Annotated in this window: 23 protein-coding genes; 16 read left to right on the top strand and 7 right to left on the bottom strand. The window is 52.1% G+C overall.

Going from position 1 to position 26,110, the window contains the following annotated elements; genetic code table 11:
* Positions 1–3: 3 nt before the first annotated feature.
* The 7 genes from uvrA to TH5_RS11635 all read right to left on the bottom strand — a co-directional run bounded on the left by uvrA (position 4) and on the right by TH5_RS11635 (position 9,112).
* The gene (gene uvrA, locus TH5_RS11665; protein ID WP_114122008.1) at positions 4–2,832 is read right to left on the bottom strand and encodes an excinuclease ABC subunit UvrA; all 2,829 of its coding nucleotides are present in this window, start codon (positions 2,830–2,832) and stop codon (positions 4–6) included.
* A gap of 190 nt (positions 2,833–3,022) precedes the next feature.
* A complete protein-coding gene (gene fbaA, locus TH5_RS11660; RefSeq protein ID WP_114122007.1) occupies positions 3,023–4,102 on the bottom strand; it encodes a class II fructose-bisphosphate aldolase in 1,080 nt (359 codons plus the stop codon).
* Positions 4,103–4,122: 20 nt separating this feature from the next.
* Entirely contained in the window at positions 4,123–5,190 is a 1,068-nt protein-coding gene (locus tag TH5_RS11655; protein ID WP_114122006.1) for a Gfo/Idh/MocA family protein, read from the bottom strand.
* 43 nt (positions 5,191–5,233) lie between these two features.
* Positions 5,234–6,370: an N-acetylglucosamine-6-phosphate deacetylase gene (gene nagA / locus TH5_RS11650; protein ID WP_114122005.1), complete on the bottom strand. Its 1,137-nt coding sequence runs from the start codon at positions 6,368–6,370 to the stop codon at positions 5,234–5,236.
* Positions 6,370–7,413, bottom strand: a complete 1,044-nt coding sequence (locus TH5_RS11645; RefSeq protein WP_114122004.1) for an SIS domain-containing protein — start codon at positions 7,411–7,413, stop codon at positions 6,370–6,372. The genes nagA and TH5_RS11645 overlap by 1 nt, the downstream gene beginning before the upstream one ends.
* Before the next feature lie 50 nt (positions 7,414–7,463).
* Positions 7,464–8,225, bottom strand: coding sequence for a GntR family transcriptional regulator (locus tag TH5_RS11640; RefSeq protein WP_114122003.1), 762 nt, complete (start codon positions 8,223–8,225; stop codon positions 7,464–7,466).
* On the bottom strand, positions 8,222–9,112 hold the full coding sequence (locus TH5_RS11635; protein WP_114122052.1) for a glucosamine kinase nucleotide-binding domain-containing protein: 891 nt from the start codon (positions 9,110–9,112) through the stop codon (positions 8,222–8,224). Before TH5_RS11635 ends, TH5_RS11640 begins: the two co-directional genes overlap by 4 nt.
* Before the next feature lie 265 nt (positions 9,113–9,377).
* On the opposite strand from TH5_RS11635, the gene TH5_RS11630 reads away from it, so the two are divergent.
* The 16 genes from TH5_RS11630 to TH5_RS11555 all read left to right on the top strand — a co-directional run bounded on the left by TH5_RS11630 (position 9,378) and on the right by TH5_RS11555 (position 26,093).
* Complete coding sequence (locus TH5_RS11630; protein ID WP_114122002.1) at positions 9,378–10,265, top strand: N-acetylmuramic acid 6-phosphate etherase; 888 nt, start codon at positions 9,378–9,380, stop codon at positions 10,263–10,265.
* A 47-nt stretch (positions 10,266–10,312) separates the two neighbouring features.
* Entirely contained in the window at positions 10,313–11,575 is a 1,263-nt protein-coding gene (locus TH5_RS11625) for an ABC transporter substrate-binding protein (protein WP_114122001.1), read from the top strand.
* A gap of 191 nt (positions 11,576–11,766) precedes the next feature.
* On the top strand, positions 11,767–12,705 hold the full coding sequence (locus TH5_RS11620; RefSeq protein WP_114122000.1) for a carbohydrate ABC transporter permease: 939 nt from the start codon (positions 11,767–11,769) through the stop codon (positions 12,703–12,705).
* Positions 12,706–12,720: 15 nt separating this feature from the next.
* Positions 12,721–13,569, top strand: coding sequence for a carbohydrate ABC transporter permease (locus TH5_RS11615; protein ID WP_114121999.1), 849 nt, complete (start codon positions 12,721–12,723; stop codon positions 13,567–13,569).
* 27 nt (positions 13,570–13,596) lie between these two features.
* Entirely contained in the window at positions 13,597–14,715 is a 1,119-nt protein-coding gene (locus TH5_RS11610) for an ABC transporter ATP-binding protein (protein WP_114121998.1), read from the top strand.
* Between the two features lie 305 nt (positions 14,716–15,020).
* Positions 15,021–16,112, top strand: a complete 1,092-nt coding sequence (locus TH5_RS11605; protein WP_114121997.1) for an extracellular solute-binding protein — start codon at positions 15,021–15,023, stop codon at positions 16,110–16,112.
* 134 nt (positions 16,113–16,246) lie between these two features.
* Positions 16,247–17,359 carry an ABC transporter ATP-binding protein gene (locus TH5_RS11600; RefSeq protein ID WP_114122051.1) on the top strand — a complete coding sequence of 371 codons (1,113 nt, stop codon included), beginning with the start codon at positions 16,247–16,249 and terminating at the stop codon, positions 17,357–17,359.
* The gene (locus tag TH5_RS11595) at positions 17,356–18,231 is read left to right on the top strand and encodes an ABC transporter permease (protein ID WP_114121996.1); all 876 of its coding nucleotides are present in this window, start codon (positions 17,356–17,358) and stop codon (positions 18,229–18,231) included. The genes TH5_RS11600 and TH5_RS11595 overlap by 4 nt, the downstream gene beginning before the upstream one ends.
* 12 nt (positions 18,232–18,243) lie before the next feature.
* A complete protein-coding gene (locus tag TH5_RS11590; RefSeq protein WP_114121995.1) occupies positions 18,244–19,101 on the top strand; it encodes an ABC transporter permease in 858 nt (285 codons plus the stop codon).
* 445 nt (positions 19,102–19,546) lie between these two features.
* Positions 19,547–20,899, top strand: a complete 1,353-nt coding sequence (locus TH5_RS11585) for an extracellular solute-binding protein (protein WP_114121994.1) — start codon at positions 19,547–19,549, stop codon at positions 20,897–20,899.
* An 80-nt stretch (positions 20,900–20,979) separates the two neighbouring features.
* Positions 20,980–21,858 carry an ABC transporter permease subunit gene (locus TH5_RS11580; RefSeq protein WP_114121993.1) on the top strand — a complete coding sequence of 293 codons (879 nt, stop codon included), beginning with the start codon at positions 20,980–20,982 and terminating at the stop codon, positions 21,856–21,858.
* Positions 21,859–21,867: 9 nt separating this feature from the next.
* The gene (gene ugpE / locus TH5_RS11575; RefSeq protein WP_114121992.1) at positions 21,868–22,722 is read left to right on the top strand and encodes a sn-glycerol-3-phosphate ABC transporter permease UgpE; all 855 of its coding nucleotides are present in this window, start codon (positions 21,868–21,870) and stop codon (positions 22,720–22,722) included.
* Between the two features lie 62 nt (positions 22,723–22,784).
* Positions 22,785–23,855, top strand: coding sequence for a sn-glycerol-3-phosphate import ATP-binding protein UgpC (locus TH5_RS11570; protein WP_114121991.1), 1,071 nt, complete (start codon positions 22,785–22,787; stop codon positions 23,853–23,855).
* 168 nt (positions 23,856–24,023) lie between these two features.
* The gene (locus TH5_RS11565; RefSeq protein WP_114121990.1) at positions 24,024–24,497 is read left to right on the top strand and encodes a GAF domain-containing protein; all 474 of its coding nucleotides are present in this window, start codon (positions 24,024–24,026) and stop codon (positions 24,495–24,497) included.
* Between the two features lie 59 nt (positions 24,498–24,556).
* Positions 24,557–25,078 carry a single-stranded DNA-binding protein gene (gene ssb / locus TH5_RS11560; RefSeq protein WP_114121989.1) on the top strand — a complete coding sequence of 174 codons (522 nt, stop codon included), beginning with the start codon at positions 24,557–24,559 and terminating at the stop codon, positions 25,076–25,078.
* A 142-nt stretch (positions 25,079–25,220) separates the two neighbouring features.
* Positions 25,221–26,093 carry a hypothetical protein gene (locus TH5_RS11555; RefSeq protein WP_114121988.1) on the top strand — a complete coding sequence of 291 codons (873 nt, stop codon included), beginning with the start codon at positions 25,221–25,223 and terminating at the stop codon, positions 26,091–26,093.
* Positions 26,094–26,110 lie beyond the last annotated feature (17 nt).

Below are 26,110 nucleotides of genomic sequence, written 5' to 3'. Positions count from 1 at the left end.
GCATTACTTCAGGCCAAGATGGCGTTTAAGGTATTTGCCGGTATAGCTTTCCTCGTTGGCCATGATGGCTTCGGGTGTGCCGCAACCAACCAGCTTGCCACCACCATCACCACCTTCAGGACCGATATCAATGATCCAGTCCGCGGTCTTGATGACATCAAGGTTATGTTCGATGACAACCACCGTGTTACCCTGATCGACGATGGTATGCAGTACTTCCAGAAGCTTGCGAATGTCGTGGAAATGAAGCCCGGTGGTCGGTTCATCAAGGATATAAAGCGTACGTCCCGTGGCCCGTTTTGAAAGTTCTTTGGCAAGTTTGACACGCTGTGCCTCGCCACCTGAAAGCGTCGTTGCCTGCTGACCCAGATGGATGTAGCTCAAACCGACCTGTTTCAGTGTTTCCATCTTGTCGCGAATGGACGGAACGGCCTTGAAGAAATCGGCTCCTTCTTCAACTGTCATATCAAGGATGTCGGATATCGATTTGCCTTTAAAAGATATTTCCAGTGTTTCGCGGTTATATCGTTTGCCCTTGCACTGATCACAGGTCACGTAAACGTCGGGCAGGAAGTGCATTTCGATCTTGATCACGCCATCGCCCTGGCAGGCTTCGCAACGTCCGCCCTTGACGTTGAACGAGAAACGGCCGGGCTTGTAACCGCGTGTTTTGGCTTCGGGCAATTGCGCGAACCAGTCACGGATCGGTGTAAAGGCACCGGTATAGGTGACCGGGTTGGAACGCGGGGTGCGGCCAATCGGGCTTTGATCTATATCGATGATTTTGTCGATATGTTCGATACCGGTGATGGTGTCATGGGCGCCGGGATGATTGCGCGCATTGTGCATCCGTTTGGCAAGCGCCTTATACAGCGTTTCAATGACAAGGCTGGACTTGCCACCACCCGAAACACCGGTAACACAGATGAACTTGCCCAGCGGGAATTCGGCGTCAACATCTTGCAGGTTGTTAGCGCGTGCGCCCTTGATCGAGATTGATTTACCACTGCCTTTGCGGCGTTCCTTGGGAACAGCGATCTGTTCAACGCCGACAAGATACTTGCCGGTCAGGCTGTTCGGGTTCTGCTGTATCTGTTCTGGGGTGCCTTCGGCGACAATACGGCCACCATGTATCCCGGCACCGGGACCCATATCGACGACATAATCGGCGGCACGAATGGCGTCTTCGTCATGTTCGACAACAAGCACAGTATTGCCCAGATCGCGAAGACGTTTCAGGGTATCAAGCAGCCGATCATTGTCCCGCTGATGCAGGCCGATGGAAGGCTCATCCAGAACATAAAGGACACCGGTCAGGCCTGATCCGATCTGCGATGCCAGCCGAATACGCTGGCTTTCGCCGCCCGACAGAGTACCCGAGGTGCGCGACATCGACAGATAATCCAACCCGACATCACGCAGGAAACGCAGGCGATCATTGATTTCACGCAGAATACGTCGCGCGATTTCGGTTTCTTTTTCGTTCAGTTTGCCTTCAAGCGCCTGAAACCAGTCGGCAGCCTTGCCAATCGAAAGGTCGGTGATTTCCGAAATCGTGCATTTATCGATCTTTACGGCCAGTGCTTCGGGTTTCAGGCGATGGCCCTCGCAGGTCGGACAGCTTGAAACGGTCTGGTATTTCGAAAGTTCGTCGCGTGCCCACTGGCTGTCGGTTTCGCGCCAGCGACGTGACATGTTCGGAATGACGCCTTCGAACGGGCGCGATACCTTGTAGCTGCGCGAACCGTCATCATAGGTTACCGTGACGTCTTCATCACCCGAACCATACAGGATGATGTCCTGTGCAGTTTTCGGGAGCTTTTCCCATGTGACGTTGGTCTTGAAGCCGAAATGCTTGGCGACCGCCCGTAGGGTTTGAAGATAATATTTCGACGTGGTGCTGGCCCACGGCGCAACAGCGCCGTCGTCAAGGCTTTTGCCTTCGTCCGGGACGACCAATTCCGGGTCGAATTCCATCTGGGTGCCAAGACCATCGCAGGCTGGGCAGGCGCCAAACGGGTTATTGAACGAAAACAGGCGAGGTTCGATTTCCTCGATCGTAAACCCGGAAACCGGGCAGGCGAATTTTGCCGAGAACACGGTTGTTTCGCCGGTTTTGGCATCTTCGGTCAGGACGATACCATCTGTCAGTTCAAGGGCAGTTTCAAAGCTGTCTGCAAGGCGAGTTGCAATCCCGTCCTTGACGATCAGGCGGTCCACGACCACCGAAATGTCGTGTTTGAGTTTTTTGTTCAGCTCCGGCGCTTCGTCGATGTCATACATTTCGCCATCGATCTTGACGCGTTGGAAACCACGCGTGCGCAAATCGCGTAGTTCCTTTTTGTATTCCCCTTTGCGGCCACGGACAAACGGTGCCAACAGATAAAGTCGCGTGCCTTCGGGCATTTCCATAACGCGGTCAACCATCTGTGATACGGTCTGACTGACAATCGGAAGACCGGTTGCCGGGGAATAGGGAATGCCGACGCGCGCCCAAAGAAGACGCATATAATCATAAATTTCGGTCACGGTGCCCACGGTCGAACGCGGGTTGCGCGATGTAGTTTTTTGTTCGATGGAAATGGCAGGAGACAGGCCGTCGATATATTCAACATCGGGCTTCTGCATCAGTTCAAGGAACTGGCGCGCATATGCTGACAGGCTTTCGACATAACGACGCTGCCCTTCGGCATAAATCGTATCGAACGCCAGCGAACTTTTGCCCGACCCTGACAGACCAGTGATGACGACCAGAGAATCGCGGGGCAGTTCAACATCGATATTTTGCAGGTTATGTTCTTTCGCACCGCGAACCGAAATTTTCGTCAGCATGTCGGGCCTTTTGTTCCTGTAATGTTCGGAAAAGGTATAGAGGAGCCAAACCTGATACGCAAGCGCACCCCTGACAGTTCCTGTCAGTATTTGTCAGGAGTAGTCTGTTTTTGTCGCAGCGCAAGACAATGCACGAAAAAACCCGCCGGAAAGACCGGCGGGTTGAACAGGCTTTCGCAATCCTAATGGATCACCCTTTGGTAACCGACCGGCCGGTTGCCCCAAGATCCTTGAAAGCTTCTTCGAGGCGGGATGCCATCGAAAGTTCGGCTTCACGGACCCATACGCGCGGATCGTATTGTTTTTTGTAGGGCTGATCGGTATCCGGATCGACCTGATACTTGAACGCACGTGCGTTGGCTTCGACATATTCGCCAACCGGGCGCGAATAGGCGAACTGGGTATCGGTATCGATATTCATTTTGAAGACGCCATAACCGACAGCTTCTTCGATTTTTTCTTTTTCCGAACCCGAACCGCCATGGAACACGAAGTCCAGCGGACGATCACCAAGGTTATGTTTTTCCGAAACGTATTTCTGGGATTCCAGAAGGATTTCCGGACGAAGCTTGACGTTACCCGGTTTATAAACGCCATGAACGTTGCCGAATGCCGCCGCGACCGAGAAATGGCCAAGCGGTGCAAGGCGACGGTATGCTTCTTCGACTTCTTCGGGACGGGTATAAAGACGCGGATCAATTTCCTCGACACTGGTGTCAAGGTCATGGCCGATACCGTCTTCTTCGCCGCCGGTCACGCCCAGTTCGATTTCGAGGCTCATTTCGATCCGGGACATGCGTTTAAGGAAGTCTTCGCAGGTCGACAGGTTGTCTTCGAGCGATTCCTCGGAAAGATCCAGCATATGAGAGCTGTAAAGCGCCTTGCCGGTCTCGGCATATGCCTTTTCGCTCCATTTCAGCATTTCATCGACCCACGGAACGAATTTCCGGTTTGCGTGGTCGGTATGCATGACGACAGCAACACCATAATATTCAGCCATTAGCTGGGCATGGCGTGCAGCCGAAACAGCGCCTACGACACGGGCTGCAGCAGCGTCCTTGATGCCCTTGCCGGCAAAGAACTGTGCACCGCCATTAGAAAGCTGAATGATGATGTCAGAACCGGCATTTGCAGCGGCTTCAAGGGCGGCATTCATCGTGCTGGATGATGTGATATTGACGGCGGGAAGGGCGTAACCGTCCTGCTTGCAGGCAGCGACAAGGTCACGATAGGCAGAACCGGTAACAACACCGGGTTTAACGGAAGGCATGTGGGTACTCCTCCTGGGGGTCAGAGTATTATTGTTTCCCCCGTGCGTACCGACTGATCCGCAGCGAGGGCAATCCGTAAGGAGCCCAATGCATCTTCCATATGCTGCGTAAGGTCAAGGTTTTCCGTTATAGACTTTAGGAAAAATTGCTGTTCACGCAGACACAGGCCGTCATGATCGAGCTCGTCGTCTGTGCGTATGATTTCGTCAGATTGTGTAAATTTTCCGGCAGGATCTGTGGCAGCATGGTGAAGCTTTAAGGCATTCGTTTTTGTGTGGGTGTCGATATCGGCTGAACCGGCACCTTTTTCTTCAACATCGGTTATGGAAACACAGCCTTTGGGGCCGATCACATCTTTGACGAAAAATGCGGTTTCGCTGATCATCGGGCCCCAGCCAGCTTCGTACCAGCCAACCGATCCGTCGTCAAAGCGCACCTGCAACTGACCATAGTTATACATTTCAGGCGCAACCTCATCCGACAGGCGTACACCAATTGCACTAACTGACACCGGTTTTGCGCCGGTCATTAGGCACATCATATCAAGATAGTGCACGCCACAATCGACAATCGGCGAAACACTGTTAAGCAACCGTTTGTGGGTTTCCCAGAAGGCACCACTGCTTTGCTGGTTAAGGTTCATGCGCATGACAAGCGGCTTGCCGAGTGTTTTTGCGACTTCAACGAACTTTGCCCAAGACGGGTGATGGCGAAGGATATAACCAATCACCAGCTTCCGGTTATGCTTTTGGGCGGCATTTACTACACGTTCGGCATCTTCAGCGGTCGCTGCCAATGGCTTTTCAATAAAGACATGCGCCCCGGCCTCGAATGCGGCGATGGCAAAATCAGCATGGGTTTCGGTATAGGTATTGATCGAAACCGCATCAGGTTTTGTTTGCGCCAGCGCAGTGTGAAAATCGGTAAATTGCGGGTAGGCGGCAAAACCGTCCGGAAGGTTTTCTGCCGGGATTTCGGAACGGGCACACAGTCCGACGATTTCGTATCCGTCAAGCGCGTGATAGGCCTTTGCATGCGATAATCCCATATTGCCAAGACCGACGACAAGAATACGAACCGGCTTCATTCTGTGCCTCCTGATAAGTGTTTATTGCTTTGTTATATTGTGATTATTCCACGCCTTTGATCCAGCTGCTCGTGACGTTGTAATCGTCATCAAACAGGATCATATCGGCCTGATAGCCCGGTGCAATGCGTCCCATGATATCATCAAGTTTCAGGAATGTGGCTGGATAGAGGGATGCCATGCGAAGGGCTTCACCAAGATCGATGCCGACCATTTCGACGCAGTTTTTAACAGCAGCTATCATATCGAGGTCTGATCCAGCCAATGTGCCATCCGCCAGCGCGCAGCGACCATCGGTGGCAATGATTTCCTCGCCGCCCAGAATAAAGCGCTTCTCATCTGCCCCAACGGTTGGCATGGCATCGGTTACCAGCATGACCTTGCCTTTTGCCTTGGCGTGGATGGCAACTTTCAGAACGGCGGGATGAACATGATAGCCATCAGCAATCAGGCCGCACCAAGTACTGTCGTCGGCCATCGCAGCACCGGCAACACCGGGTTCACGGTGGGTCATCGGGCTCATGGCATTAAACAAATGCGTGAAGCCCCGCATGCCTTCGGCAATGGCAGCCTGCATGTGGCTATAAGTGCCCGCAGTATGACCGGCGCAAACCAGAACGCCACGATCAGCCAGCTTTTTAATTGTGCCTTTGGCGGCCTTTTCCGGGGCCATGGTCACCAGAACGCGGCCATTGGGCAGGCGGGTCAGAAGGTCAATCGCGTCATCTTCCATCGGGCGGATGATATTGGCGTCATGCACACCTTTGCGCTCGGCATTAAGATATGGACCTTCAAGATGAATGCCGACAATACCCGGAATGTTCTGATTGATTGCATCGGTGACGGCCTTAATCGCGGATTCCATTTTGTCGCGGTGATCTGTGATCAGGGTCGGCAGCATGGCCGTTGTGCCATATTTGCGATGACCTGCCATGATCGCGCGAACGCCGTCGACATTCGGTTCGTCATTCAGCAATACACCGCCGCCACCATTGACCTGAACGTCGATAAGGCCCGGTGCAAGTGTCTGATTTTTCGCATCAATCACGTTGATGTTTTCAGGAATATCGCGGCTTTCGACAATCGCATCGACCTTGCCGTTCCGAACAATGACAGCTTTGCTGTGATGGAAATCTGTCCCGTCAAAGATACGTGCATTGGTAATGGCAAAATCGGTCATTAGTGCGTCTCCGTGACTTTGGACAGGTGTGGCGGCGCATCAGGATTGCAACCACGTTCCAGAGCAACATGTTCTGCCAGCGTATAGAATGTCTGGATCATCGCGATGGGGGCCAGAAGCGGGTGGATATCCTCGACCACCGGAAGATGACCTTTGATATCGGCATGGCCGGTTTCGGCCGCAAACAGGTTATCCGTTTTCGCCCGCATTTCTTCGAGGAAACCCTCGACACTTTCTCGCGACGCATCCTGTTGGGAAAAGACAAGTAACGGGAAATCCTTGGTCACCAGTGCCATCGGGCCGTGTTTGACCTCGGCTGCGCTAAAAGCTTCGGCGTGCAGGCTGCTGGTTTCCTTGAATTTAAGGGCAGCTTCCTGTGCAATGGCAAAAGCAGGGCCGCGACCGATCACATAAAGACCGTCTGATTTTGCAATCGCATCGGCAGCATCAAGCCAATCCTTGCCAAGTGCTTTTTCAAGTGATGCGGGCAAGGTGACAAGTGCCTTGTTGAATGCCGGATCCTGCGTCCATCCACCAACGATCTGTGCGATGGCAGACAATGTTGCGATGTAGGATTTGGTCGCGGCAACGCTGGTTTCAGGCCCAGCCATCAGCGGGATGACATGATCGACCGTATCGGCCAACGGGGAATCGGTCACATTGACCAATGCGACCGTACGGGCACCGGCATCACGGGCGGCCACGGCATTTTTAACCAGATCGGGACTTTTACCTGATTGGGATACGGCAATGAACAGGGCGTCCTTGCTGGCAATCGACCGGTTATATATCGAAACGATGGATGGGGCTGCAGATACGACCGGAATGCCAAGCTGGCTTTCGATCAGGTATTTTGCATAAAGAGTTGCGTGATCGGAACTACCGCGTCCGCAGGTCACAACGAATTTTGGCGGATTGGCGCGTAGGTCAGAAACCAGAGAATCAATTGCAGCCTTGTTGTGATCAAGCTGCTTTTTGACCACTGCCGGGGCTTCGGTCAATTCCCGACCCATCTGGGTTTTTGGAGTCCAGCGTGTGCTCATATCCTTGGTTTCCTTAAAGCTTTTTGGGGCGGCGCGAGGCGCAATTATTGTCAGCGCGCATCGACCTGCATTTCGGCGATGAAGTCATAACTGTCGCCGCGATAATAAGAACGGGTGAATTCGACCGGTGTGCCATTGGCAAGGAAAGAACGCCGTTCGATATAAAGCGCGGCACTTCCATCGGGCACGCCAAGGATTTTGGCGGTTTCCCCGTCAAACAATTCGGCCCGCAGACGCTGAAGCGCGCGTTCGGGCTTTTTGCCGTATTTCGCCAGCGCATCATAAAGTGATTTTTCGACTTCATCGGGGCTTGGCAGGAAGACCCGCGGCACGACCGCATATTCAAGTGCCATCGGCTTGTCATTTGCTGTACGCAAGCGCCGTAAACGGGTTACTTCGGTGCCGGGTGACAGGTTTAGCGCCATGGCTTCTTCGGGTGACGCATGACCAAGGGTCTTTTCAATCCAGACCGCACCCGGGTTCATGCCGCGTGTGATCATGTCCTCGGTAAAGGAGGTTAGGCGTGACAATGCCTGTTCAACGCGTGGAGCGACAAAAGTGCCTGCACCGTGGCGCTGGACAAGGACGCCTTCCTCGACAAGGCCCCGCATCGAATTACGAACGGTAACGCGTGAAATACCAAGTTCATTGGCCAGGTCGCGTTCGCTTGGCAGGGCGTCATCGACTTTCAGGATACCATCATCAATCACGGACTTTATTGCTGTTTGCAGACGGCGATAAAGCGGTCCATGGCCAGTGTTTTCAATGTCCCGCGCACGCAGGCTTGCAATAACGTCTGCTGTACTGATCATGCGTGCACCTTTTGATGTTTCCTGGCCATCAGGATTGCCCCATGCAGGGCATCGTTTTGTGCCGGAACCAGATCGGACTGGATATCGTCAGGCATGCGTTTTGCCATCTGTTCGGCAAGGCCACCCATCAAACTCAGCCGTTTCGCCCCGAATTCCTGAAGCTTGTACAAAATGTTGCGATTTGCGGTTACAGCAACATCAATGATGGCGGCGGCAGTCAAGTCGCCGTGGCTGTCCGCATCGAAGACCATTGGGCAGAATGCGCCATAATCAGCTGGTCGGGCTTTCTCGGCAAAGGCGACGATTTCTTCGGGATTGTCGTTAAAATGTTTCATAACGGCACGAGTCAGCTCAGATGATGTCGCCAAATCTTCGTGGGCGAGCAGGGCTGTTTCAATCGCCGACCGGCCAATACGGGCGCCGCTTCCGATATCGGAAATCTCGAAGCCCCAACCGGCAAGTGCCAGTTCGCGACCGGCGACAATCGCCTGGCCACAGGTGCCGGTTCCGACAATCAGAATGGCACCGTCTTCACCGTCATGCGCGCCAAGACATGCGGTATAGGCATCGGTCGCAAAACAAACACTGGCAAACGGGTGATTATAGGATTCGGCAAGTTTGCGTTCGCGCTCTAGCGGTAGTCCGGCCAGTCCAAGACCGGCATGCAAATCCGCAAGGTGTCGGTCCGAAAACCCGGATTGCTCTAGTGCCATGGTTGCAGCGGCAATGATTTCGCCAAAGACATGATCGATTCCAAGGCGGGTATTTGCACCACCCCGAACGGCTTCCCCAAGGGTGATGCCTGCATCATTTACAATGCGTGCGCGGCAGCGCGTGCCGCCACCATCAATGCCAAGGTAAAGCTCTTCTTTTTGTGCGTTTTGCATTCCGACCATCCCTAACTAATGGGATCATAGCAGAGTGGTATCTTAAAAAGCAATACCAATATAAATCCACTAATGTTGTTTCTGGTCTCGTTTTGGCATTATTCAGATGAAGCCGATGTCATAGTGATAAACTAAAATATCTTGTTACCTAATTGAAAATAAGAAAAATATGAGGGGTGGTTGAGTAAATTTTGGGGTGCGTGCAGGAAGTGCCTTGCCTTGCTGGTATCATAATGGTATTTAATTGGTGAAGGGAGATTGGAAAATGGCATCACGCACCGAAGAATTTGATATGCGCTTTGCCGGGTTGGATCAGTGGTCCGACGCCGATTTCCTTATGGCTTTGTGGGAAGGCCAGATGCGCGCGGTCGCATCGCTAGGTCCGGTCCTGACGGATCTGGCAACAGCCGCAAACGGGATAGCACGCCGCCTGCGGGGCGGTGGGCGTCTCGTTTATGTTGGTGCCGGAACTTCCGGCACGGTGGCATGGCAGGATGCCAAGGAGCTTGGCGGAACGTTTGGCTGGCCCGAAGACATGACCATCGTCATGCTGGCGGGAGGCTTGCAAAGCGAGCCTGGTATATTCAATTCCGCCGAAGACGATACCAAAGCCGCCGAAGACGAAATTACCCGACATTGCATAGGTGAAGGTGACGCGGTTATCGCCGTCGCCGCCAGCGGTTCGACGCCTTATACGCTGCGTGCAGTTGAGTTGGCGCGCGAGCGCGGTGCTTACACCGTTGGTCTTTGCAACAACCCCGATGGCAGACTTTTGACGACGGCAGAGTGCGGTATTTTTCTTGATAGCGCGCCCGAAGTTATTGCTGGTTCAACCCGCATGGGGGCAGGGACCGCGCAGAAGGCCGCCATCAATATCCTTTCATCGCTTGTCATGAACAAGCTTGGGCGTCTTTTCGATAACCTGATGGTCGGCATGCGTGCCGAAAACATCAAGTTACATGGTCGAGCGGTCCGCATCACCAGCCATATTGCCGGTTGCGATGCGCAGAATGCCGAAAACGCCCTTGAAAAAGCACAGTTCGATATCCGCATCGCGGTCATGATTGCCAAAGGGCACAAGACCGCGAAAGCCAAAGAAATTCTTGCGATGTTTAACGGAAATCTCCGGGCAGCGCTTGAGTATAAGGACTGACATCTGCAGGGATAGCAGTCCGCCGACATTGATCAGAGGAGGCATAAATGTCGAATAAAGTGTTTGCAAAAGGCCTGGCAGCGGCTCTGGCGGCAAGTGTCGCTCTGGTTCCGTTGATGGCATCTGCTGGCGAACTCGTGATCGAGAGCTGGCGTAACGACGATATCGATATCTGGAATGATCAGATTATCCCAGCCTTTAACAAGGAATATCCGGAAATCAAGGTGACTTTCTCGCCGACCCCGCCGACCGATTACAATGCGCTGATCAATGCGAAATTCGCTGGTGGTACGGCTGGCGATCTGATCACGTGCCGTCCGTTCGATGCGTCGCTTGAACTTTACAAGCAGGGCAATCTTGCACCGCTTGACGATATCGCGGGCATGGACAATTTCTCAGATGTCGCGAAATCCGCATGGCAGACGGATGATGGTTCTGTCACTTTCTGCCTGCCGATGGCGTCGGTTATTCACGGCTTCATCTATAACAAGGAAGCCTTTGAGGCAGCCGGTGTGGAAGTGCCGAAGACCCGCGCAGAATTCTATGCTGCCCTTGATAAAATCAAGGAAGAAGGCAGCTATATCCCGATGGCAATGGGGACTGCTGATCAGTGGGAAGCCGCCACCATGGGCTTCCAGAACATTGGTCCGAATTACTGGAAAGGCGAAGAGGGCCGCAAAGCCCTGATCGACGGCAGCCAGAAATTCACCGATAAGCCGTATGTTGACACCTTTGCCGAACTGGCAAGCTGGGCAAGCTATCTGCCAGACGGCTATGAGGCCATTTCCTATCCGGATGCGCAGAACCTGTTTTCGCTTGGCCGTGCGGCTGTCTATCCGGCCGGTTCCTGGGATATTTCGCTGTTTAACAGCCAGGCCGAATTCGAATTCGGCGCATTCCCACCGCCCCCTGCAGAAGGTTCTGACACCTGCTATATCAGTGATCATACCGATATCGCGTTGGGCCTGAATGCCAAATCGCCGAATGCTGCCGAAGCAAAAGTCTTCCTTGAATGGATGACCGGTTCTGAATTTGCGTCGCTTTATTCGAACGCACTGCCGGGCTTCTTCTCGTTGTCAAACCACAAGGTCGAAATCACAGATCCGGTTGCCAACGAGTTTGTAAGCTGGCGTCAGAAATGCGAATCAACCATTCGTAACTCGTATCAGATTCTGTCGCGTGGCACGCCGAACCTTGAAAACGAGCTGTGGAATATTTCCGCACAGGTTATCAACGGCACTGTTACCCCGGAAGAGGCCGGTAAAGCCGCCGAATCCGGACTTGCGAAGTGGTATGCGCCCCATCAGTAAGGCCTGACTACAGATGGCAGGTGACTTCTTGCGCCTGCCATCCTTGTATCTGCGATAATATGTCGCAGTTCTGCGGGTCACGCTGATGGACAAAATCGACCGAAAGGACTGCAATCAGGCGCTCTGATGAACGCCTTCGACCGGTGGGGCAAGTTCCCCGTACGCTTAATCTCAGAAAGACAGGATAAGGTATGGCGCATTCCGGGCCCATGACCGATTGGCGTAAGGCAAAACTGCCTGTGTTTGCCTTTCTGGCACCTGCGACGATCATCTACACATTGTTCATGATCTATCCGCTGATCGATTCCATTCGTCTCAGTTTTTATACCACGCCAAGCGGCGGGGAGATGGCCTTTGTCGGTTTCGATAACTATCGTACCATCTTGGGCGACCCGGACTGGTCGGCGACCTTCTGGAACAGTTTCTGGAATAATATGAAATTCTTTGCGGTTCACATGCTGGTGCAGAACCCGATCGGGATCGCACTTGCGGGCATTCTGAGCCTGCCGCAACTGAGGTTTCGCAACACCTATCGCACGATGATGATCATGCCGACCATGCTGTCGGTGGTGATTGTCGGTTTCATCTGGCAACTGATCCTGAGCCCGGTCTGGGGTGTGGGCGTCGATATCCTTGATATTTTTGGGCTGAAATCGCTGTTTGGTCCGTGGCTTGGCAAGGAAGGCTCGGCCCTGATCACGCTATCCTTTATCTCGGTCTGGCAGTGGGTCGGTATTCCGCTGATGCTGATTTATGCGGCACTTCTGGCGATCCCCGATGATCTCGTTGATGCGGCAATTGTTGATGGCGCAACCCATTTCGAAGTGTTCCTGCATATCAAGCTGCCGCTGGTTTTGCCGACGGTTGCGATGGTGTCGATCCTGACATTTGTGGGTAACTTCAATGCGTTCGATCTGATTTATGCCGTAAAAGGTGCGCTGGCGGGGCCTAATTTCTCGACCGATATCATGGGAACACTGTTCTATCGCACATTCTTTGGCTACCAGTTGCAGCTTGGTGATCCGAGCCTTGGTGCCACCGTTGCCTCGCTGATGTTCCTGATCATTCTTGCCGGTGTTCTTTTCTATCTGTTCGCCGTGCAGCGCCGTCTTGCGCGCTATCAGCTGTAAGGAGGCGGCAGGATCATGATGACTAAAAATATCCGTCGTGAAGACATGTCGCGTGCCGCAATCGTGCATGCGATCCTGCTGACCTACACGCTGGTTGCGCTGTATCCGATCTTTCTCGTGATCATTAACGCGTTCAAATCCCGCAAGGGGATTTTCAGCGCCCCAATGAGTCTACCGAACGCTGAAACCTTCAGCCTTGAAGGGTTTACAAAGGTTCTGGCGAGATCGAATTTCGAGCTGTTTTTCTTTAACAGCTTCACTGTCACGGTCGTGACCATCGTAATTGTTCTGCTGCTTGCTTCCATGGCGGCCTGGGCGCTTTCGGAATACAAGTTCCCCGGCAATACATGGCTTGCGCTTTATCTGGCGGTTGGCATCATGGTGCCGATCCGACTGGGCTCGGTTTCGATCCTGAACCTGATTGTTGAATTGGGCCTTATCAATACGCTGACTGCACTTATCCTTGTCTATGTTGCACAAGGACTGCCGCTTGCGATCTTTATCCTGACCGAATTCATGCACCAGATACCCAAGGATTTGAAAGAAGCCGCCCGTTGCGACGGGGTTGGTGAATTCAAGATTTTCTTTGCGGTTATCCTGCCGCTGATCCGGCCAGCCGTGGCAACTGTCGCCGTATTCACCATGATCCCGATCTGGAATGACCTTTGGTTCCCGCTGATCCTGGCACCGGGTGATGGCAAACAGACCATCACGCTGGGTATCCAGCAATTCATCGGTCAGTACGTTACCGACTGGAACGCGGTTCTGGCATCGCTGAGCCTCGCAATCATTCCGATCCTGATCCTTTATCTGATTTTCTCCCGACAACTTATTCGCGGCCTGACATCTGGCGCGGTGAAATGAGTATTGGTGTGATAGGAGCTTACCTAAATGGCTGATTTGAAACTTGACCAGATCCGCAAAAGCTATGGCGCTGTTGATGTGCTGCATGGCATCGATCTGGATGTTAAGGACGGCGAATTTGTTGTCTTTGTGGGGCCGTCGGGATGCGGCAAATCGACGTTGCTTCGTATCATCGCTGGTCTGGAAGACATCACCGGTGGTGATCTGATGATCGGCGGGGATGTCGTGAATACCAAAAGCCCCCGCGACCGCGGGATTGCCATGGTGTTCCAGTCATATGCGCTTTATCCGCATATGACAGTCTACAAGAACATGGCGTTTGGTCTGAAACTGGCCAATCATGACAAAAGCGCGATTGATCAGCGGGTACGCGAAGCTGCCCGTATCCTTCAGCTGGACCAGCTTCTGGATCGCCGTCCGTCTGAATTGTCGGGTGGACAGCGCCAGCGCGTGGCGATTGGCCGCGCGATTGTTCGCCAACCAAAAGTGTTCCTATTTGATGAACCGCTTTCGAACCTTGATGCCGCATTGCGTGTGCAGACCCGCATCGAGATTGCCAAACTGCATCAGGAACTGAAGTCAACGATTGTCTATGTCACGCATGATCAGGTCGAAGCCATGACGCTTGCCGACAAGATCGTTGTGATGAATGCTGGCAATGTCGAACAGGTCGGATCGCCGATGCAGCTTTATCATCATCCGCAAACCCGCTTTGTTGCCGGCTTTATCGGATCGCCTGCGATGAATTTCACGACCGTTCATATTGATGCTGTTGAACAGGGCAAGGTAACCGTTACCGTGCCGGGGGGCGCCAAGGCTGTTCTGCCGTTTGACGTGCCCGCCAATGATGTTGGCAAGGATGTCGAACTGGGAGTCCGGCCGGAGCATCTGTCTTTGGGCGAAAACGGGGATTTGTCGATTTCCGGCGAGGTCGATGTTGTCGAGAAACTTGGCGACTCTACCTATCTGTATCTCAAGCTCGCGAATGGGGACCGTTTCACGGTTCGTGCCCCTGGCCACAGCCGTATTAAAATTAGCGAGACCGTCAACGCAGCAGCCGAAGCCGGGGCTTCGCATCTGTTTGATGCCAACGGAAAGGCCTATGCCAAGCTGGAATGCCCAGCGGAATATAGTGCCGACGAATAGGGTTTAGCTTACAGATATTTAGATATGAAGGGGCAGCCGATTTGGCTGTCCTTTTTTATTTGCAAACATGTGCGTTTCGGTGCTGAAACCCCGAAAAATTGTTGCAGAAGTTTAACTTGCGGAAAGTCTGGTTTCACGGCGAGAATTGAAATGAATTGTTCAAAAGAACGCAAAATGATCGATTTTGCTTTCGTTTCAACAAAGTTTCTTGCGATACTGGTGCGGTCCCGGAACGTTTGCAATGTCACAGAATACATTGACGCCGGACAGGGGAAGTGCCGTCACGTCAACAGAGAGGTAAAATAATGTCGAAAAAGCATGGCGCACTGCGCGGTTCTCTGCTTGGGCTTACCGCCCTTGCCGGAATGGTGATGCTTGGCCAAACCGCACAGGCCGAAGAACTTCGGTTGCTGACCTGGGGTGGGTACGTGCCAGATGATGTCGTCGCTGAGTTCGAAGCGGAAACAGGTATCGATGTCGAAGTCACCCTCTCAAACAATGAGGAAATGATTTCCAAGCTGCGCGCAACAGGTGGCGGCGGATTTGATCTGGCCCAACCGTCTCAGGACCGCATTGCCAGTGCACAGCTCGAGCACAACATCTACAAGCCGATCGACCTCTCCAAGATTGACGCGTCGCTCTTTATTCCTTCAATGCTTGAGGCAACAAAAGCGAACACCACATTGGATGGTGAAGTGTATGGTGTCCCTCAAATATGGGGCACGGATGGCTTGGTTCTGAACACTGCCGAAGCTTCCACGGTAAAAGATTATATCGACCTTTGCAGTGATGAAGTCGCGGGCAAAGTGTCTTACCGACTTCGCCGCCCAACCCTGATTGCATTTGCATTCTCGATGGGGATGGATCCATTTGCTGCTTATAACGACGAGGCTGCTTATCAGGAGATTCTTGATAAGGTTGAAGCAAAGTTGATTGAGTGCAAGCCGAACGTTAAAACCTATTGGGAAGGCTCTGACTCGCTCCTTAACCTGATTCGTTCAGGTGAAGTCGTGGCTGCCATGGCTTGGGACGCAGGTGGCTGGACGCTCAATAATGATAATCCGGACATGAATTTTGTTGCTCCGTCGTCTGGTGCTTTAGGCTGGGTCGACACCTTTGCCATTCCGCGTAAAGCAGAAAATGAAGAGGCTGCCTACAAGTGGATCAATTTTGTCATGAAACCAGAGATTGCCGCTCGTATCACAGCTGCGTCGAGCTACTATACTGCGTCCAACGGTGCGAGTTCCCTTCTTGATGAAGCTCAGCGTAAACAGTTCGAGACTAGTTTCCCGCAGGAAGCCTTGGACAATATCAACTGGTATCCACCTGTCCCGGCTGGATTGGAAGCTATTGAAGGCAAAACGCTTGACCGTGTGAAAGCCGCGCAGTCGAACTAAGATTTGCTGTTCTGATCCTGTTTGGATCGGATGATATTGTCCTCGGCAGAAGATGCCGGGGACATTGCATTTTTTTCCTTTCTGCGATGACCGGTTTTAGGCGGACATCGGCAATTCATTTCATGCAGGCTCCCATGGCAGATCAATTCGACCTTGAATGTCGCGACGTGGTCAAAAAATTTGATGCTTTTACCGCGGTAGATTCCATTTCAATCGCGATCCCCAAAGGGTCTTTCTTTTCCATTTTGGGTCCCAGCGGTTGCGGTAAAACAACGCTATTGCGCATGCTTGCCGGTTTTCAGGCACCTACATCCGGTGACATTCTGATTAATGGTTCATCGGTGCTGGGTGTCCCGCCAAATCGTCGGCCTGTGAATATGGTTTTCCAGCATCTGGCACTTTTTCCGATGATGAATGTTGCGGAAAACGTGGCATATGGTTTGAAACGTCGCGGTGTTGACCGGTCGACAATCGAGAAGAAGGTCAATGATACGTTGGCACGTGTCGGGCTGCCGGACTCAGGCCCCAAACAGATCAGTCAGCTTTCAGGCGGCCAGAAACAGCGTATTGCGATTGCACGCTGTCTTGTTCTGGAACCGGCGGTGCTGCTTCTTGACGAGCCACTCGGTGCTCTGGACCTTAAATTACGAGAGCATATGAAGGTCGAGCTCAAGCAATTGCAGAATGAGATCGGTACGACATTCGTTTACATCACGCATGATCAGTCCGAAGCATTGGTGATGTCCGATCAGGTGGCGGTCATGAATGCCGGCCGATTTGAGCAGGTCGGCGCACCGCAGGACCTTTATTACAGTCCGCAGACGGCTTTCGTCGCAGGCTTTGTTGGCGAAAGCAATCGCTGGAAGGGCACTGTTGGTAAGACACAGGGCGACCAGATCGTGATCAATCTGCCGACCGGTGGTTCTGTTGTCGCATCCCGCGTGGTTCATCCGGAACTGAGCGAGGGCCAAACGGTTGATGTGTTTGTTCGTCCCGAAGCCATTGCCATTGACGGGCAGGGCAAAACCGATAATGCCATCGGCGCAAAGGTCGAGAATGTTCTGTTTAACGGTGCCGCTAGTAGCGTGCAGGTTCGCGATAGCGCAACCGGGCACGAAATGACGGTGGCCTTGCCGCAAACCGGTGCATTCGCCAACCTGAAAGCGGGCGATACTGTCAATTTGACGTGGGCAGCGGAACAAACGCGCTGTTTTGCGAAGTCTGAAAAACAGGGGGCCGCGGCATGACCACCTCCACCGGCAAGGCAGGGGCGATGCGAGTTGGTGCATTGTTGCTTGCCATGCCTTTGTTACTTTGGCTGTTCCTGCTTGTGATCCTGCCGCATGTAGATCTGCTTCTGGTGTCGTTGCGTGAACGGATTTCATACGGCAAGTACGAATTCAGCCTGATCAACTATATCGAGTTTTTCGTCGAACCGCTTTACTGGAATACCTATGTCCGTACCGCGGTGATGTCGCTTATGGCGACGGTTCTGACCCTGATGATAGGTTTTCCGGTTTCCTATTACATCGCCAAGGTCATGCGGGGCAAAGGCAAGAATGTTTTGTTCCTGCTGTGTCTGATCCCGTTCTGGGTGTCAGAGCTGGTGCGGACTTTCGGCTGGATGATCCTGCTGCGTGAAAGCGGCGTGATCAGCAATTTTCTGCAATGGGCCGGGATCGCGGATGGGCCGATCGAGATGCTTTACAATGATGCGACCATCATGGTGGGGCTTGTCTATACATCAATGCTGTTCATGGTGGTGCCGCTGGTATCGGTACTGGATAGCCTTGACGACAGCCTGATTGAGGCCGGATACGACCTTGGCGGCAATGCCTTTACCGTAACCCGCGATATTGTCATTCCGCATGCCATGCCCGGTATTGCGTCGGGCTGCATCGTTGTTTTCATGCTGACACTTGGTAACTACCTGACGCCCAACCTTTTGGGCGGCAAGGACAGCCTTTGGTTCACGGAACAGATTTATACCCAGTTCATCACCCGGTTTAACTGGGAATCCGGATCGGCATTCGGGTTCCTGTTGCTGGTTCTCTCATCCCTGATTGTCTGGATCGGCCTGAAACTTAGTCGCCAGACGCTTTCAGAAACCGTGAGCTGAGGAGGCGTAATCATGATTCCAAGTATTCCCCAGCCGCGTTTCTATAAGGGCATCTATACCGGGTATATCGCACTGTTTTTCATCTATCTCAGTGCGCCGCTGATTGTTGTCGGCGTGTTTGCCTTTAACGACAGCCTGTTTCCATCCATGCCGTGGGAAGGTGCCACACTTAAATGGTTCTTTGGCAGCGAGGGGCCATATATAGGTATTTTCAATGACAGCAAACTGCTTGAAAGTGTCGGAGTTTCCGCGTTTGTCGCACTTTGTGTGACATTGCTTTCGGTTACGGTCGGAACCTGTAATGCGTTCCTGTTTGAACGTGCCCAGTTTCCCGGTAAAAACCTTCTTTATGTCGTTGCATTGTCGCCGCTAGTTATTCCGGGGGTCATTCTGGGCATATCCATCCTCGTTTTTTCCAATGCCATTGCAAATGGTGTTGAAGAAACGATCGGATGGGATCTTGATTTCCTGCGCCCGGGATTGTTTCTGGTGATTATTGGCCAATTTGCTTTCATCACCACGATAACCACACTGGTGATATCCGCACGTCTTCGGAAATTTGATATCAGCCTGGAAGAAGCCGCCCTTAATCTGGGGGCAACACGGCAGGCTGCACTTTGGACGATTACCATTCCATTCCTGAAACCGGCTTTGGTCGGGGCAGGGATCGTTGCATTCCTGATGTCGTTTGAAAATTTCAATACAACATTGATGCTTGTCGGCTCGGATGCGCCTTTAACTATTGCCATGTTTGACCGGCTCAAACAGGGATCAACGCCGGTGCTGAATGCGCTTTCGCTGTTGCTGATGATTGTTTCCGGCGGTTTGGCATTGCTTTCAGTCTTTGTTCAGCGAGACAAGAATACCTAGTAAGCCGGGCAAGGCGACAGAATGAAGCCGTGTTCGCGAATGAACATTGAACGGGCAGTCGAAAGGCTGCCCGTTTGCACATCAAAGCCAAATCTCTGCACCAGAATATTATAGATGCACGACATCGAAATAATTATGAAAACGGCTGAAATGCTTGAAAAGCATCGAATGAATGGAAACAACGAGAATCAAGGTTGCTTTCAATAATTGAAAACCTTTGCAAGATGTTCGATTTATGAGATGTTCATATGAACATTTGAAGGGGTCGAATGCACATCAAAAACTAAAAAACGGCAGTTTTATCGGTCATTCCGCGCATCAAAAGTAAATTTCCGAAAACTGTCACTTGAGGAAACGTCCCCCTCGAATGAAAACAAATGCGTTGTATCAAGCCGGGCAACAGGTGGCTTGGTACGGACAAGTTTTTATTTGGGAGACTAGAACCATGCAACGCAAACTGATCGCGTTGGCCGCGTTACTAATTGCATTGGTAGCAATCGGCTTTTATTTTTTCACACAAAAAGAAGATGTCGCACAGCAGGAGTCCGAACCGTCTAGCGGACCAGTGGAAATTGTCTGGTGGCATGCTATGGATGGGGCGTTAGGGGACGTAGTCAATCAGATTGCGACCGACTTCAACAATAGTCAGGAAGAATACCATCTCGCTGCCATCAACAAAGGTGGCTATGAAGATACGATGACTGCTGGCATTGCGGCTTCGCGTGCAGGGACCGCCCCGCATATCATCCAGATTTTTGATGCCGGTGCTGCAACCATCATTAACGCAAAGGGTGCGACCTATCCGGTTGCCGATTTGCTGCAGAAATATGGTGTTGGCTTCGACATCAATGATTATATCCCGGGTGTCCGCTATTTCTATGCTGACTCGAACGACAAGATGATCGGCATGCCGTTCAACAGTTCGACCCCGCTTTTGTATTTCAACAAGGATGCGCTTGCCAAAGCCGGTGTCGACGTTCCGAAAACCTGGCAGGAATTCGAAGAAGTTGCGCCGAAGCTGAAAGAAGCAGGCTTTGAAGGTTTTGCTGAATCTCACAGCCCGTGGATTTTCTTCGAAAACTTCATGTCCCGTCACAACCTGCAGATGGCAACCGCCAATAACGGTTACGACAGCACCGATGTGAAACTGCTTTATAATAACGATGCTCTCAAAGACCACTGGAAGCACGTCAAGGCATGGAAAGACGAAGGTTACTTCGGCTACTACGGTCGTGCATGGGGCGCAAACCAGGATGCCTTCCTGCAGCAGAAAGTTGCAATGTGGATCGGTTCATCCGGCTCGTTTGGTGGTTTGAAAAAATCCGCACAGTTTGAATTTGGCACCTCGACCCTGCCATATTGGGAAGGCGTTGGCGATGCGCCGAAATCCACCTTCATCGGTGGTGGTTCGCTGTTCGCTTTTGCAGGTCACTCGGATGAAGAATATAAAGGCGTTGCCAAGTTCTTCGAATTCCTGACCAAACCGGAAACCCAGTATTACTGGCACAAAGAGACCGGCTACGTTCCGATCACGACCGCTGCTTACGAGCTGGCCAAGAAAGATGGTTATTACGAGGAAAGCCCGGACGCCGAGGTCGGAATCCAGCAGTTGTCTGAAGAAGGTGGCGACTGGACCAAAGGTTACCGCCTTGGCTTCTACGTCCAGATCCGTGAAGTCATCTATCGCGAAGTCGATAAGATGATGAATGGTGAAGCAACCATCGATCAGGCATTTGCCGCGATCGAGGAAGAAGGCAATGCGTTGCTGAAACGCTTCAACGACACCTATTCGAACTAATCAGCATTTCGCTGACAGGGCGGCTTCAAACAGCCGCCCTGTTTTTCGATTCCTGGACAAGTCTTGGGGTTGCGTCAGTAATGAAACGCGTACAATTCGGGCATAGCCCGGTTCCTTATTTTTTTATCGCACCGCAAATTCTGATTATTGCGATATTTTTCCTGTGGCCTGCGGCCCAGGCAGTTTATCAGTCTTTCCTGCTTGAAGACGCCTTTGGCCTGTCTTCGCAATTTGTCGGGTTCCGCAATTTCGCAGATGTGCTGGCCAGTGGGGCCTGGTTGCAATCTGCGATTTTTACCGCGGTCTTTTCCTTCCTTGTGGCGTTCTTTTCCATCGCCATCTCGCTGTTTCTGGCCGTGCGTGCCGACGAAGTGATCCGTGGGGCGAAATCGTACAAAACGCTTTTGATGTGGGGCTATGCCGTTGCGCCGCCTGTGGCCGGCTTGCTGGGCAATATGTTGTTCAATCCGCTGATGGGCGATCTTTACAAGCTGTTCAACAGTTTCGGTTTCGAGTTTAACCACATCCAGAATGCTGGTGATGCAGCCTTTGTCGTGACGCTGATTGCTGTTTGGAAACAGGTCAGCGTGAACTTCATCTTCTTCCTTTCGGGATTGCAGGGCATTCCAAAAGCAGTAACCGAAGCCGCGACGCTTGATTGCAAAAGTGCTGAACGCCGGTTCTGGACCATTACATTTCCGCTTCTCGCACCGACCACCTTCTTCCTGATGGTGATCAACCTGACTTATGCCTTCTTCGAAACATTCGGGATCATTGACGTTTCGACCAAAGGATCGCCGGGCGGTTCAACCGCGACCCTTGTTTACAAGGTGTATGTCGATGGTTTCCTTGGCGCGGATATGGGCAGCAGTTCTGCACAGTCGGTGCTGCTGATGATCATGGTGAGCGTGCTGACGGTGTTCCAGTTCCGCTTTATCGAACGCAAAGTGCATTATTAGGGGCGCGTCATGTATCAGTCAAAATGGCGTACAATCACCAATCATCTGATCCTTATTATCGGATCGTTATTCATGATCCTGCCGGTCTGGATCGCGCTGGTATCATCCACTCATACCCGTGAATACCTGTTCCAACACGGTTTGCAGTTCTGGTTTGGCGGGCATTTTATCGAGAATTACGGGGCAATCCTGTTTGATCCCGATGCAACAAAGGGACGGGTTACCGCCCTTGAAATGCTGTTTAACAGTATGGTTCTTGGTCTTGGCTTTGCCATCGGGAAAGTCATTATTTCAATGATGGCGGCCTATGCCATTGTCTATTTCCGGTTCAGGCTGGCTGTGCCGCTGTTCTGGGTGATCTTTTCAACCCTTTTGCTGCCGCTTGAGGTCCGCATCGTGCCGTCTTATGAGGTTGTTGCGGAACTGGGGTTGCTTAACACCTATACGGGCCTGATTTTGCCGTTGATTGCGTCAGCCACGGGCACATTCTTCTTCCGGCAGTTTTACCGTTCGGTTCCCGATGAACTGCTTGAAGCGGCACGTCTGGACGGGGCAGGGCCGTTGCGTTTTTTCCTCGATATTCTGGTGCCACTGTCAGTTACCATGATCGCGGCGATCTTTATCATCATGTTTGTGGTCGGCTGGAACCAGTATCTGTGGCCGTTGCTGATGACGACCGATGACCAGCTTTACACCATCGTGATCGGGATCAAGCAGGTCTACAACTCGCTCTACGAAGGCGGGCAGATACCGCAATTCCCCAAAGCATTCGCACTGACAATCATGGCGACCATACCACCGGTACTGGTGGTGGTGATTTTCCAGCGCATGTTTGTCAAAGGTCTGGTCGAAACTGAAAAATAGGCTCGATCAATCATTTGATGTCAGTGATTTAAAATACACAGATCCGCATACAGGATACGAAAATGGCAACTGTTACCCTTAATCGGGCAGAAAAAACCTACGCTAACGGTTTCAAAGCCCTGCATGGTATTGATCTTGAAATTGGTGACGGGGAATTCACCGTCTTGGTGGGCCCGTCCGGCTGCGGAAAATCAACACTCCTGCGGATGATTGCCGGGCTTGAAGGCATTTCAAGCGGCGAGATCAAGATTGACGACAGGGTGGTGAACAATGTCGCCCCCGCTGATCGTGATATCGCCATGGTGTTTCAGAACTACGCGCTTTATCCGCATATGACCAATTATGCGAATATGGCGTATGGTCTTAAAAATCGCGGATACAGCAAGGTGGAAATCGATACCAGAGTTCGTGACGCCGCCAAGATTTTGCAACTCGACGATTATCTGGAGCGCAAACCGCAGCAGCTTTCGGGTGGTCAGCGCCAGCGCGTTGCGATGGGCCGTGCGATCGTGCGTGAACCCAAAGTCTTTTTGTTTGACGAACCGCTCTCCAACCTTGACGCCAAGTTGCGTGTCGACATGCGGCTTGAAATCAAGAATCTTCAGCAACGTCTTGGTATTACATCTGTTTATGTGACGCATGACCAGGTTGAGGCCATGACATTGGCAGATCGCCTGATTGTGATGAATGCTGGCATCGCCGAACAGATTGGTACGCCGATTGAAATCTATGAAAAACCCGCCAGCCTGTTCGTTGCAAGCTTCATCGGATCACCATCAATGAACTTCCTTGATGGTAAGGTTGCGGACGACAAAAGCCATGTTGTTCTGGGCGATGGCAGCAAGATTGATCTCGATCACGTTATTGACGCTGGCCGCGATCTTGTTGTTGGTGTGCGTCCGGAACATTTCACGCTTAAGGCCGATGGTAGCGGTGCGTTGAAAGCCCGGGTTCGCATGATCGAATCACTGGGGGCGGAAACCCTGATTTATCTTGAGTTCGGCGAGAAGAATGAAAATGTGACCTTGCGTATGCAAGGCACGCATCAATTTGACAAAGGACAGGAATTGTCGCTGGCAACCAGTGCGAATCTGGTTCACCTGTTTGACAAGGACAGCGGTAAACGCCTTTGAGCTTCGAGTTCCCTGGTCCGTCGCAAGACGGTCTGCAGCAGCCCTGGTGCATTCATTGCACCGGGGCTGTTTTATAAGATCACACTTGTCTGGAACGGGTGATTTTATTCTTGTCTCCATGCGGGCAAACAGGTAGTTCCTAGGCGCTTACAAACGCAGGAGCATCACGTGAACGCCGAACAGAAAAAGGCTCTTTATCAGGAAGCCGAAAAAGAACTGATCAGCATCACCGAGGGCGAAACCAACGTCACAGCCCTGATGTCAACGGTTAGCTGCATTCTGGCGCAAAAGTTCGACTATTATTTCTGGACAGGCTTCTATATCGTTGATCCGGAAAAAGAAAATGAACTGGTTGTCGGACCGTATCAGGGAACTTTGGGCTGTCTGCGCATTCCGTTTGGCCGTGGTGTCTGCGGTACGGCTGCTGCGACGCTTGAAACCCAGCTTGTCGAAGATGTTCATGCCTTTCCCGGGCATATTGCCTGTGACAGTCGGTCGAACTCTGAAATCGTGGTGCCGGTTCTTAATGCGCGAGGACAGTTGATTGCTGTCCTTGACGTCGATAGTGTCGATATCGGCTCGTTCGACGAGACTGATCGCGTCGCACTTGAAACTTTAATGCAGCGCATTTTTGCGCAATGATAACTCACCAGTTTCGTACATACGGAACGGCGGACAACACAAACTTTGGAAGATAACCCATGGCTGGCAGTGTCAATAAAGTCATTCTCGTCGGGAACCTCGGCCGCGATCCTGAAATCCGTTTCACCCAGGCGGGCAAAAAGATTGCCAATTTCAGCATTGCGACGTCGGAACAATGGCGTGACCGTCAGTCGGGCGAGCGTCGCGAGCGTACCGAATGGCATCGCATTGTCGTATTCAATGAAGGCCTTGCCGACGTTGTCGAACGCTTTGTGAAAAAGGGCAGCAAGCTTTACATCGAAGGCCAGCTCCGTACCCGCAAATGGCAGGGACAGGATGGCAAGGACAACTACACCACCGAGATCGTTCTCGAGGGCTTTAACTCGAACCTGACCATGCTGGATAACCGCGGCGAAGGCGGCGGAATGGGTGGTGGTTCCGGTTCGGGCGGCGGATACGGCGCAGATAATGGTGGTGGATACGGCGGCGGTTCTGATGCTGGCTGGGGTAACAGCGGGTCCTCGGGTGGCGGTTCGGCACCGGTTGGCGCTCCGGATCTTGATGACGAGATTCCATTTTAAGAAAATATTTGATTACAAGATTTCATTGATGCCTCCGAACATGCTTTTGTCCGGGGGCATCTTTGTTTAAGCGCGAAGCAACACCAGGTTCGAGGCCTGCGTTAGTGTTCCGGATCGTGATTGGCGAGAAGTTGCATATAAAATGATATCTAGCGGCAAGCTAAGTCTTGAGTTCATAAAACGTCAGGCAGAAGAGGAACAAATCCTGCCGACGAACTTCAAACAGGTCAAACTGACGAAAAAGTACCTACTGCCACGGTTAAAGGAACTTTATGACGATATGCTGCGTCTGAGACTGCAGTTCGATCAGGAATTCGACCCGGCAAGCCATCCACAAAAGGGCATTTATCCGAAAGGCTATTGTTACGAGATAACCAAGGGGGTTAAAGACCTTCTGGAACAGGAGCTGCAATCGCCAAAGACGGCGGGACTTGCGGCGTTGCGCGATTTTTGTCTGCAGGGTGGTATTGCCAAAAGGGTCTGGGGCGATCTGCGCCACGAATATTTCCAGAACGCATTCCAGTTCGGTGACCTTTATGTCGATGTTTCCAACGACACTGTGACGGTCACCAAGCCAAAGGTGGAAATTCTTCCACTTGGTAAAGCCAAATTCCATTCGATTGCCGATTACGACACTTACGGCAGCTTGGCGGAAAAGTACTGGAACGGTCAGGTTTATCCGAACCGGTATTTGCCAGAGCTTGCCGTTATGTTCCCGATCCTGTTCGTTTCAGCCGAGGGAAACTTGCAGATACACGCAAATTACCAGACCATCCTGTATCGCAATATGCAGCTTGATTTTGCATTGGCCGAGAAGTTCCTTACCAAGGGCAAGTTTCGTGATCGGATATTGCCTGAACACCATGTCAAACGTCTGTCGTCCGAGTTCGGTGGTCTTGAAATACCGGCATCAAATGATGACCTTAAAGAGTACTTCTCCGAGGCCCGCCGGACAGAATTGCGTCTGGATGCAGTTCGATGTCAATTGCTGCTTGATCAGGCACAGACAATTTGAAATTGTCATAACTTCAA

Source organism: Thalassospira xianhensis MCCC 1A02616 (genome assembly GCF_003326475.1).
In the GTDB taxonomy this organism is placed as follows: Bacteria; Pseudomonadota; Alphaproteobacteria; order Rhodospirillales; family Thalassospiraceae; genus Thalassospira; species Thalassospira xianhensis.
This window is presented reverse-complemented; position numbering and strand designations above follow the sequence as displayed.

What these genes read in the sequence shown, in the direction of transcription:
- uvrA (WP_114122008.1), bottom strand. Translation starts at nt 2,832, where the DNA reads ATGCTGACGAAAATTTCGGTTCGCGGTGCGAAAGAACATAACCTGCAA.
- fbaA (WP_114122007.1), bottom strand. Translation starts at nt 4,102, where the DNA reads ATGCCTTCCGTTAAACCCGGTGTTGTTACCGGTTCTGCCTATCGTGAC.
- TH5_RS11655 (WP_114122006.1), bottom strand. Translation starts at nt 5,190, where the DNA reads ATGAAGCCGGTTCGTATTCTTGTCGTCGGTCTTGGCAATATGGGATTA.
- nagA (WP_114122005.1), bottom strand. Translation starts at nt 6,370, where the DNA reads ATGACCGATTTTGCCATTACCAATGCACGTATCTTTGACGGGACAGAT.
- TH5_RS11645 (WP_114122004.1), bottom strand. Translation starts at nt 7,413, where the DNA reads ATGAGCACACGCTGGACTCCAAAAACCCAGATGGGTCGGGAATTGACC.
- TH5_RS11640 (WP_114122003.1), bottom strand. Translation starts at nt 8,225, where the DNA reads ATGATCAGTACAGCAGACGTTATTGCAAGCCTGCGTGCGCGGGACATT.
- TH5_RS11635 (WP_114122052.1), bottom strand. Translation starts at nt 9,112, where the DNA reads ATGCAAAACGCACAAAAAGAAGAGCTTTACCTTGGCATTGATGGTGGC.
- TH5_RS11630 (WP_114122002.1), top strand. Translation starts at nt 9,378, where the DNA reads ATGGCATCACGCACCGAAGAATTTGATATGCGCTTTGCCGGGTTGGAT.
- TH5_RS11625 (WP_114122001.1), top strand. Translation starts at nt 10,313, where the DNA reads ATGTCGAATAAAGTGTTTGCAAAAGGCCTGGCAGCGGCTCTGGCGGCA.
- TH5_RS11620 (WP_114122000.1), top strand. Translation starts at nt 11,767, where the DNA reads ATGGCGCATTCCGGGCCCATGACCGATTGGCGTAAGGCAAAACTGCCT.
- TH5_RS11615 (WP_114121999.1), top strand. Translation starts at nt 12,721, where the DNA reads ATGATGACTAAAAATATCCGTCGTGAAGACATGTCGCGTGCCGCAATC.
- TH5_RS11610 (WP_114121998.1), top strand. Translation starts at nt 13,597, where the DNA reads ATGGCTGATTTGAAACTTGACCAGATCCGCAAAAGCTATGGCGCTGTT.
- TH5_RS11605 (WP_114121997.1), top strand. Translation starts at nt 15,021, where the DNA reads ATGTCGAAAAAGCATGGCGCACTGCGCGGTTCTCTGCTTGGGCTTACC.
- TH5_RS11600 (WP_114122051.1), top strand. Translation starts at nt 16,247, where the DNA reads ATGGCAGATCAATTCGACCTTGAATGTCGCGACGTGGTCAAAAAATTT.
- TH5_RS11595 (WP_114121996.1), top strand. Translation starts at nt 17,356, where the DNA reads ATGACCACCTCCACCGGCAAGGCAGGGGCGATGCGAGTTGGTGCATTG.
- TH5_RS11590 (WP_114121995.1), top strand. Translation starts at nt 18,244, where the DNA reads ATGATTCCAAGTATTCCCCAGCCGCGTTTCTATAAGGGCATCTATACC.
- TH5_RS11585 (WP_114121994.1), top strand. Translation starts at nt 19,547, where the DNA reads ATGCAACGCAAACTGATCGCGTTGGCCGCGTTACTAATTGCATTGGTA.
- TH5_RS11580 (WP_114121993.1), top strand. Translation starts at nt 20,980, where the DNA reads ATGAAACGCGTACAATTCGGGCATAGCCCGGTTCCTTATTTTTTTATC.
- ugpE (WP_114121992.1), top strand. Translation starts at nt 21,868, where the DNA reads ATGTATCAGTCAAAATGGCGTACAATCACCAATCATCTGATCCTTATT.
- TH5_RS11570 (WP_114121991.1), top strand. Translation starts at nt 22,785, where the DNA reads ATGGCAACTGTTACCCTTAATCGGGCAGAAAAAACCTACGCTAACGGT.
- ssb (WP_114121989.1), top strand. Translation starts at nt 24,557, where the DNA reads ATGGCTGGCAGTGTCAATAAAGTCATTCTCGTCGGGAACCTCGGCCGC.
- TH5_RS11555 (WP_114121988.1), top strand. Translation starts at nt 25,221, where the DNA reads ATGATATCTAGCGGCAAGCTAAGTCTTGAGTTCATAAAACGTCAGGCA.